We start from the raw sequence: 8,417 nt of genomic DNA on the forward strand, positions 1-8,417 counted from the left end.
GGCGGAGGACGCGACCAAGGCCGCCCTGGCCGCGATCCAGGACAGGAACCCCACGCTCCACGTGGTGATCGCCACCAACCCCAACGCCCTGGCCGAAGCCAAGACGCTGGACGTCGAGCGCAAGACCGGCAAGGTCCGCTCGCCCCTGCACGGCGTCCCGATCCTGCTGAAGGACAATATCGAGAGCGCCGATCCCCTGCCGACCACCGCCGGTTCGCTGGCGCTGAAGGACAACATCACCGGCCGCGACGCCCCGATCGCCAAGCGCCTGCGAGACGCGGGTCTCGTCATGCTGGGCAAGGCCAACCTGTCGGAGTGGGCCAATATCCGCTCCAACAAGTCGATCAGCGGCTGGAGCGCGGTGGGCGGCACGGTGCGCAATCCCTATGTGCTGGACCGCAGCGCCTGCGGCTCGTCCAGCGGCTCGGGCGCGGCGGTGGCGGCGGGCCTCGCGCCCCTGGCCATCGGCACCGAGACCGATGGCTCGATCACCTGCCCCGCGGCGATCAACGGCCTGGTGGGGCTCAAGCCCACGGTCGGCCTCGTCTCGCGCACCCATATCGTGCCGATCAGCCATAGCCAGGACACCGCCGGCCCGATGACCACCACGGTCGAGGACGCCGCCAAGGTGCTGACCATCATCGCCGGCTCCGACCCCGCCGATCCGGCGACCAAGGACGCCGACGCCCACAAGACCGACTACGCCAAGGGGCTGTCCAAGGACGCCCTGAAAGGCGTGAAACTGGCCGTCGCCCGGTTTTACACGGGCTACTCGCCCAAGACCGACGCGGTGTTCGAACGCGCGCTGAAGGACCTGCAGGCCCAGGGCGCCACCCTGGTCGACGTGAAGGAGTTCGACGAAGGCCCGATCGGCAAGGCCGAGGGCCTGGTGCTCTACACCGAGCTGAAGGCGGACATGGCCAGCTACCTGGCCTCGACCGATCCCAAGAAGGTCCCCAGCCGCACGCTGGCCGACCTGATCGCCTTCAACAAAGCGACCCCGAAGGAGTTCGAATGGTTCGGACAAGAGACCTTCGAGAAGGCCGAGAAGACCAAGGGTCTCAGCGATCCCGACTACCTGAAGGCCCTGGCCGACTCCAAGCGGCTGGCCGGGCCCGAAGGCATCGACAAGATCCTCAAGGACAGCGGCGCGGTGGCCATCGTCGCCCCGACGACGGGCCCGGCCTGGACCATCGACCCGCTGAACGGCGACAACTACGGCGGCTCGTCCACCACCCTGCCCGCCGTGGCCGGCTATCCGCACCTGACCGTGCCGATGGGCGACGTCACCGGCCTGCCGGTGGGCCTGTCGTTCATCGGCCCGGCCTGGAGCGAAAAGCTGCTCCTGAACCTCGGCTACGCCTACGAGCAGGCGACCCGGCACAGGAAGCCGCCGACCTTCCTCAAGACGATCGCCCCGTAAGCCGGGCCGGAGTCGCGGCGAGCGTCAGGCCCGCACGCCATCGCGATTGCCATCGTCGGTCCGCCAGTCTAGCCCTTGTGGTTGACAGCGCCGTCAGGCGCGACCTGCGGAGGACCTCGCCATGCCGTCATTCGATCGCCGCGTCCTGATCTCCAGCGGCCTGGCGGCCGGCGCGGCCCTGGCCGGTCCCGCCCAGGCCGCGCCGGACACACCGCTCCTGTTCCACCAGGTCTTCTTTTGGCTGAAGAACCCCGGCGCCAAGGCCGATCGCGACCAGCTGATCGCGGGGCTGAAGGCGCTGAAGGCGGTGGAGGTCATCCAGCAGCTACACGTCGGCGTGCCCGCCTCGACCGAGAAACGCGACGTCGTCGACAACAGCTACGACGTCTCCGAGCTGATGGTGTTCAAGAGCGTGGAGGACCAGAAGCGCTACCAGGACCACCCGCTGCACCAGAAGTTCGTCGCCGACTGCGGCCACCTCTGGAGCAAGGTCGTGGTCTATGACTCGATGGCGGTCTGAGGCCGCCCGCCCCTACCGGGTGCCGAACGTCCGGTCGCCGGCGTCGCCCAGGCCCGGCACGATGTAGCCGTGATCGTTGAGCGTCGCGTCGATCGCCGCCGTCCAGATCGGCACGTCGGGGTGCGCCTCGCGCAGGGCGTCGACGCCGGCCTGCGCCGCCAGCAGGCAGACGAAACGCAGGTTGCTGACGCCGTAGTGCTTCAGGCGCGAGATCGCGGCGATGGCCGAGTGACCGGTGGCCAGCATCGGATCGACGACGATCACCAAGCGGCCGGAAATGTCCTCTGGCGCCTTGAAGTAGTATTCGATGGCCTCCAGCGTCTCGTGGTCGCGATAGAGGCCGATGTGGGCCACGCGGGCGGACGGCACGAGGTCCAGCATCCCCTCGCACATGCCAAGACCCGCCCGCAGGATCGGGGCGAAGACCAGCTTCTTGCCGGCGATCTCGTAGGCCGTGGCCGAAGCGACCGGGGTCTCGATCTCGACCTTGTCCATCGGCAGGTCGCGGGTGACCTCGTAGCATAGCAGTGTCGCCGTCTCGCGCATCAGGGCGCGGAAGGTCTTGGTCGAGGTCGCCTTGTCCCGCATCCGGGTCAGCTTGTGCTGGACGAGCGGATGGTTGACGATGGTGACCTGGGACATGGCGCGGCTCGGCTAGGAACGGGAACGTCCCGCTCCTAGCATGTTGGCCGGATTTCAGGCCAGTTGATCGCCGATCGGCAGACTGCGGATGCGCTTGCCGGTGGCGGCGAACAGGGCGTTGCACAGAGCCGGCGGGGTCGGCGGATAGGCCGGCTCGCCCAGGCCGGTGGGCGGGTTGTCGGTCAGGATGAAGGCCACCTCGACCGGCGGGGCCTCGCTCATCCGCAGCAGCGGGAAGTCTCCGAAACTGCTTTCGACCACCGCCCCGTTCTCCAGGGTGATCTTCTGGCGCAGGGTGCTGCCGATGGCGTCGAGCACCGAGCCCTGGACCTGTTGCTCGGCTCCGCTTGGATTGACGATCTGGCTGCCGACATCGACCGCGACCCAGGCCTTGCGGACCTTGGGCGCGCCGTCCTGGACCGAGGCCTCGATGACCACCGCCACGTAGCCGCGATGGCTGTAGTGAACAGCGACGCCAAGGCCCGAGCCCTTCGGCAAGGCCCGGCCCCAGCCCGACATCTGGGCGGCGCGGTCCAGCACGCCGCGCAGGCGGCCGGTGTCGACGGTGTCCTCCTTGCCCGGCTCGCCCAGCACGCGCGGATCGCCGATCAGTCGGCGGCGGAAGGCGACCGGGTCCTGGCCGGCGGCGTGGGCGAGCTCGTCGATGAAGCCCTGCATCACGAAGCCGAACGCGTTGTTGCCAGGCGCGCGCAGCCAGCCGGTGGGAACATCCAGCGGCAGGGTCGAGACGGCCTGGACATAGTTCGGGACGGCGCGGGATGGGAACTGCGTGGAGTCGATCTCGGCGCCGCGCGCGAAATCCTTCTCGTCGCCAAAGCTGACGACGTGGGACCGCCAGGCCACCAGGTCGCCCTTGGCGTCGAGGCCGGCCGAGAGGTTGTGCCACCCCGCCGGCCGGTAGAAGTCGTGCCGCGTATCGTCCTCACGGGTCCAGACCAGCTTGACCGGCGCCCCGACCGCCTTCGAGATCCAGGCGGCCTCGACCATGAAGTCGTTCATCAGGCGGCGGCCAAAGGCGCCGCCGCTGCGGGTCAGGTGGATCGTCACAGCTTCCGGAGCGACGCCTAGCGTCGTGGCGACCAGCTTGCGGCCTTCCTCCGGATCCTGGGCCGGGGCCCAGATCTCGACCTTGCCGGCCTTCCAGGCGGCCGTGCAGTTCTGAGGCTCGAGCGTGGCGTGGGCCAGGAACGGATAGTCGTAAGACGCCTTGACCACCTTGGCCGCGCCGGCCAGGGCGGACTCGACGTCGCCATCCTGGCGCAGGACGCGCTGGGGTGGCCTCTGGGCGAGCGCCGCGGCCTGGGCGGCCAGGCTGGCCGAGCTCTGGCTCGCCGTCAGATGGTCGGCCCAGGCGATCGTCAGCGCCTCGCGTCCCTTGCGCGCGGACCACCAGCTGTCGGCGACGACGGCGACGCCAGGCAGCAGGCCGTCCAGCTCCGCCTGGCCCTCGACGACGAAGGCCGCGCGGACGCCCTTGACGGCCTTGGCCGGCGCGAGATCGACCTTGGCCACCTTGGCGCCGAATACGGGGCCTTTCGCGTAGGTCGCGTACAGCATGCCGGGCAGCCGGACGTCGATCCCGAACAGGGGCCGGCCCGTGACGATCGCGTCATTGTCCGACTGCGGATGGAACTTGCCGATGATGCGATAGGCCTTGGGGTCCTTCAGCGGGACGGTCTTGGGATCCGGCGGCGTCAGCTTGGCGGCGGCCTCGACGAGGTCGCCATAGGCGGCGCGACGCTTACCCTTGGGGTCGATCACGACGCCGGATTCGGTCACAAGGCTGGCGGGTGGGATGCCCCAACGCTGGGCGGCGGCCTGGATCAGCAGGGCGCGGCCGACGGCGCCGACCTGGCGGCTCGGCTCCCACTCGTCCGGCGTCGTGGTCGAACCGCCGACCCACTGGTCGCCGTAGGTCTTGGCGTCGACCGGCGCCTGCTCGATCCGGACCTTGGCCCAATCGACATCCAGTTCCTCGGCGATCAGCATCGGCAGCGTCGTCTTGACGCCCTGACCGATCTCGGCGCGCTTGGCGGCGATCGTCACGACACCATCCGGCGCGATGCGGACGAAGGCGTTCAGAGTCGCAGGCTTCGCCGCGCCGGCCGCCCGGACCTCGCCGGGCAGGTTGAACGACAGCAGAAGGCCGCCGCCGGCCGCCGCGCCGGCTTGCAGGAACAGACGCCGCGAGGGCTTCTCCAGGGTCTGGTCCATGCTCAGGCCTCCGAGACGCCGGCGGCGACCTTGATCGCCTTTCGGATGCGGATGTAGGTGGCGCAGCGGCACAGATTGCCGTCCATCGCCGCGTCTATGTCCTCGTCGGTCGGCTTGGGCTTTTGGGCCAGCAGCGCGGCCGCCGACATGATCTGCCCGGCCTGGCAGTAGCCGCACTGGGCGACGTCGACGCTCTTCCACGCGTCCTGCAGCTTGGCCCCGACCGGCGTCTTGCCGATGGCCTCGATGGTCGTGACCGGCTTGCGGCCGACATCGCCGACCGGCGTCACGCAGGCGCGGACGGGCGCGCCGTCCAGATGCACCGTACAGGCCCCGCAGAACGCCGCCCCGCAGCCGAACTTCGCGCCGACCAGTCCGAGGGTGTCGCGCAGCACCCACAGCAGCGGCGTATCCGGCTCGACGTCAGCCACACGCGTTTCACCATTGATGGTCAGCGTGAACGTCATACGGCTCCCCCCGTTCTCTCAGACAGGTCGTACTGTGCCTCAACCGCACGGTTTGCGCGAGCGCTGTCACATAAGTTTCACAGATAGGATTTGACGGCCAAATCCTTCCGTGGTTCCGGTGCGCCGCGCGCCGATCCGACCACGGACGAACGCGATCTCGCAAGGAAAGACCGACACCATGCTGGGCTTGTTCAAGGCCGTCATGCCGAAGGAAGACGCGTTCTTCGACCTGTTCTCCGCTCACGCCCGCACGCTGATCGACGGCGCCGAGGCGCTGCGCGACATGACCGAGGGCGGCGACGCCGTCGAAGAGGCCAGCGCCCGGGTCTACCGGCACGAGGAAGAAGCCGACGACATCACCCGCCAGGTGATGCTGGCCGTCCGCCGCAGCTTCATCACCCCGTTCGATCGCAGCGACATCCAGGACCTGACCACCTCGCTGGACGACGCCATCGACCAGATGCGCAAGACCGCCAAGGTCGTCAGCCTGTTCGAGGTCAAGAGCTTCGAACCGCAGATGAAGCAAATGGCCGGCGTCATCGTCGAGGCGGCGAAGCTGACGGCCGAGGCGGTCGCCCTGCTGCCGAAGATGCGTCACAACGCCCAGAAGCTCGGCGAGATTTCGGTCCGCATCCGCGAGATCGAGGAGCAGTCCGACCACATGTACGACCAGGGCCGCAAGGACCTGTTCCTGGCCAGCCGGGAAAGCGGCCCTGGGGGTGATCCGATGGCCTTCATCGTCGGCATCGACATCTACAGCCACCTCGAGAAGGTCATGGACCGCTTCGAGGACGTCGCCAACCGCATCAGCGGCATCGTGATCGAGCAGGTCTAGAGTCCCGTGGACCCCACGCTCCTGATCCTGGTCTTCCTGATCGTCGTCGCCCTGGCTTTCGACTTCCTGAACGGCCTGCACGACGCCGCCAACTCGATCGCCACCATCGTCTCGACGCGCGTGCTGTCGGCGAAGTGGGCTGTGCTGTGGGCGGCCTTCTTCAACTTCATCGCCTTCCTGTTCTTCGGCACCAGCGTGGCCAAGATGGTCGGCTCGGGCATCGTCGATCCGCACATCGTCAGCGACCGCCTGATCTTCGGCGCCCTGGGCGGGGCGATCAGCTGGAACCTCCTGACCTGGTGGGCGGGCATCCCCTCCTCCAGCTCGCACGCCCTGATCGGCGGCCTGGTCGGCGCCGCCATCGCCAAGGTCGGCGGCCTTTCCGCCATCCAGTGGGCCGGGCTGGGCAAGACCGCCGCCGGCATCGTCGTCTCGCCGACCATGGGGTTCCTGCTGGCGCTCTTGCTGGTGCTGATCGTCTCCTGGACGTTCGTGAAGAGCTCGCCCTTCTTCGCCGACCGGGTGTTCCGCAAGGCCCAGTTCGTCTCGGCCGCGCTTTACAGCCTGGGCCACGGCGGCAACGACGCCCAGAAGACCATGGGCATCATCTCGGCCCTGCTGTTCGCCCACGGCGCGACGCACCAAGCCGGACATATCCCGTTCTGGGTCGTGCTGGCCTGCCAGACGGCCATGGGCCTGGGCACGCTGTTCGGCGGCTGGCGCATCGTCCACACGATGGGCAGCAAGATCACCCGCCTGACCCCCATGCAGGGCTTCTGCGCCGAGACGGGTGGCGCTATCACGCTGTTTTTGGCGACCCATGTCGGGGTTCCGGTCTCGACGACTCACACGATTACGGGCGCTATTGTCGGCGTCGGCGCCTCGCGCCGGGTCTCGGCCGTGCGCTGGGGCGTGGCCAAGGACATCGTCATCGCCTGGATCGTCACCTTGCCGGCGGCGGCCATTACGGCGGCGCTGTTCTACTATCTCGGGTTCTGGATGAAGTGACCGCCTCGCGAGGCAAGCAGGACGGACGAAAGTCCGGTGGCGGCGGCAAGCGCCGCCAGGTCGCCGCCCTACCCTGGCGCGGCGAGGGCGAGGCCCTGCGCATCCTGCTCGTCTCCTCGCGTGAGACCCGCCGCTGGGTGATCCCGAAGGGCTGGCCGATGAAGGGCAAGACCGACTTCGCCGCCGCCGCGCAGGAAGCCTATGAGGAGGCTGGTCTCGACGGCGTGATCGCCGACAAACCGATCGGCGAATACGAGTACCTCAAGCGCCTGAAGAGCGGCGCGGCCAAGCTGGTTAAGGTCGATGTCTATCCGCTGCAGGTCACCGGCGAGCACGCGGCCTGGCCGGAAAAAGGCCAGCGCACCCTGGAATGGATGACGCCAGTCGAGGCGGCCCTCGCCGTCCAGGAGCCGGAGCTCCGCGACCTGATCGCCCGCTTCGCCGCGGTCGAGCTGCCGGTCGAGGAACGGCCCGCCCCCCACCCGGCTCCGACGCCTGTCCAGGTGGCGTTGCAGCGCTTGCGCCGCCGGGTGACGGCGCTGTGGGGCCGGTACGGGCGCTAGGGCCTGGCTGAACCCGTTGCCGCCTCGCGCGCTGATGGCGCATGCCATCCGCATCGGCACGGCCGGCTGGAGCCTTTATCGCGCGGGCGAAGCCTTCTCCGCCGAGGGGACCGTGCTCGAGCGTTACGCCGCGCGGCTTAATGCGGTCGAGATCAATACGGCCTTCTATCGGCCTCACCAGCGCAAGACCTACGAGCGCTGGGCGGCCTCGACGCCGGAGGACTTCCGGTTCGCGGTCAAGGTCCCGCAGGCGATCACCCACGAGCGGCGGCTCGTGGGGGTCGAGAACCTGCTGACGCGGTTTCTGGACGAGACCGGCGGCCTGGGCGGCAAGCGGGGCCCGCTGCTGATCCAGCTGCCGCCCAGCCTGGCTTACGAGACGGAGCGGGTCGGCGCGTTCCTGGAAACGTGGCGCGCCCGCACCGACGCGCCGACCGTGCTTGAGCCGCGCCACGCCAGCTGGTTCGAAGCCGAGGCGGACGCGCTCTTGGTGGCTCACCGAGTGGCCCGCGTCGCCGCTAACCCAGCGGTCGTTCCTTTGGCCGCCGAGCCGGGCGGCTGGCGGGGCCTGAGTTACCACCGCCTGCACGGCGCGCCGGTGATGTACGCCAGTGCGTATGGGCTGGAGGTCCTGGACGCGCTGGGCGCGCGGCTGAACGCAGAGGCTGAGACCTGGTGCATCTTCGACAACACCCGCTTCGGCGCGGCGACCTGGGATGCGCTG

At 68.8% G+C, this 8,417-nt stretch carries 9 protein-coding genes; 6 read left to right on the top strand and 3 right to left on the bottom strand.

The annotated features are described in order from the left end of the window. A partial coding sequence (locus DI526_RS22485; protein WP_304282994.1) for an amidase occupies positions 1-1,423 on the top strand: 1,423 nt, incomplete at its 5' end. Between the two features lie 121 nt (positions 1,424-1,544). Continuing rightward, on the top strand, positions 1,545-1,943 hold the full coding sequence (locus tag DI526_RS22490; protein WP_304282996.1) for a Dabb family protein: 399 nt from the start codon (positions 1,545-1,547) through the stop codon (positions 1,941-1,943). A gap of 12 nt (positions 1,944-1,955) precedes the next feature. On the opposite strand, the gene upp is transcribed toward DI526_RS22490, so the two are convergent. The 3 genes from upp to DI526_RS22505 are packed head-to-tail and all read right to left on the bottom strand — an operon-like array spanning position 1,956 to position 5,287. Then, entirely contained in the window at positions 1,956-2,585 is a 630-nt protein-coding gene (upp, locus tag DI526_RS22495) for a uracil phosphoribosyltransferase (RefSeq protein WP_304282999.1), read from the bottom strand. 54 nt (positions 2,586-2,639) lie between these two features. Then, positions 2,640-4,820 (bottom strand): xanthine dehydrogenase family protein molybdopterin-binding subunit, encoded by a 2,181-nt coding sequence (locus DI526_RS22500; protein WP_304283002.1) that lies wholly within the window; start codon positions 4,818-4,820, stop codon positions 2,640-2,642. A gap of 2 nt (positions 4,821-4,822) precedes the next feature. Then, positions 4,823-5,287, bottom strand: coding sequence for a (2Fe-2S)-binding protein (locus DI526_RS22505; protein ID WP_304283005.1), 465 nt, complete (start codon positions 5,285-5,287; stop codon positions 4,823-4,825). Between the two features lie 178 nt (positions 5,288-5,465). On the opposite strand from DI526_RS22505, the gene DI526_RS22510 reads away from it, so the two are divergent. The 4 genes from DI526_RS22510 to DI526_RS22525 all read left to right on the top strand — a co-directional run. Beyond that, complete coding sequence (locus DI526_RS22510) at positions 5,466-6,122, top strand: DUF47 domain-containing protein (RefSeq protein WP_304283008.1); 657 nt, start codon at positions 5,466-5,468, stop codon at positions 6,120-6,122. Positions 6,123-6,128: 6 nt separating this feature from the next. Further along, positions 6,129-7,130 carry an inorganic phosphate transporter gene (locus tag DI526_RS22515; RefSeq protein ID WP_304283010.1) on the top strand — a complete coding sequence of 334 codons (1,002 nt, stop codon included), beginning with the start codon at positions 6,129-6,131 and terminating at the stop codon, positions 7,128-7,130. Next, the gene (locus tag DI526_RS22520) at positions 7,118-7,693 is read left to right on the top strand and encodes an NUDIX hydrolase (RefSeq protein WP_304283017.1); all 576 of its coding nucleotides are present in this window, start codon (positions 7,118-7,120) and stop codon (positions 7,691-7,693) included. The genes DI526_RS22515 and DI526_RS22520 overlap by 13 nt, the downstream gene beginning before the upstream one ends. 34 nt (positions 7,694-7,727) lie before the next feature. After that, positions 7,728-8,417 (top strand): DUF72 domain-containing protein (locus DI526_RS22525; protein ID WP_304283015.1); only part of this gene is annotated, 690 nt, incomplete at its 3' end.

Source organism: Caulobacter segnis, from assembly GCF_003243465.1.
GTDB lineage: Bacteria > Pseudomonadota > Alphaproteobacteria > Caulobacterales > Caulobacteraceae > Caulobacter > Caulobacter segnis_A.

Excerpts from the sequence above, each read along its gene's own strand:
- DI526_RS22490 (WP_304282996.1), top strand. The coding sequence starts at position 1,545 with ATGCCGTCATTCGATCGCCGCGTCCTGATCTCCAGCGGCCTGGCGGCC.
- upp (WP_304282999.1), bottom strand. The coding sequence starts at position 2,585 with ATGTCCCAGGTCACCATCGTCAACCATCCGCTCGTCCAGCACAAGCTG.
- DI526_RS22500 (WP_304283002.1), bottom strand. The coding sequence starts at position 4,820 with ATGGACCAGACCCTGGAGAAGCCCTCGCGGCGTCTGTTCCTGCAAGCC.
- DI526_RS22505 (WP_304283005.1), bottom strand. The coding sequence starts at position 5,287 with ATGACGTTCACGCTGACCATCAATGGTGAAACGCGTGTGGCTGACGTC.
- DI526_RS22510 (WP_304283008.1), top strand. The coding sequence starts at position 5,466 with ATGCTGGGCTTGTTCAAGGCCGTCATGCCGAAGGAAGACGCGTTCTTC.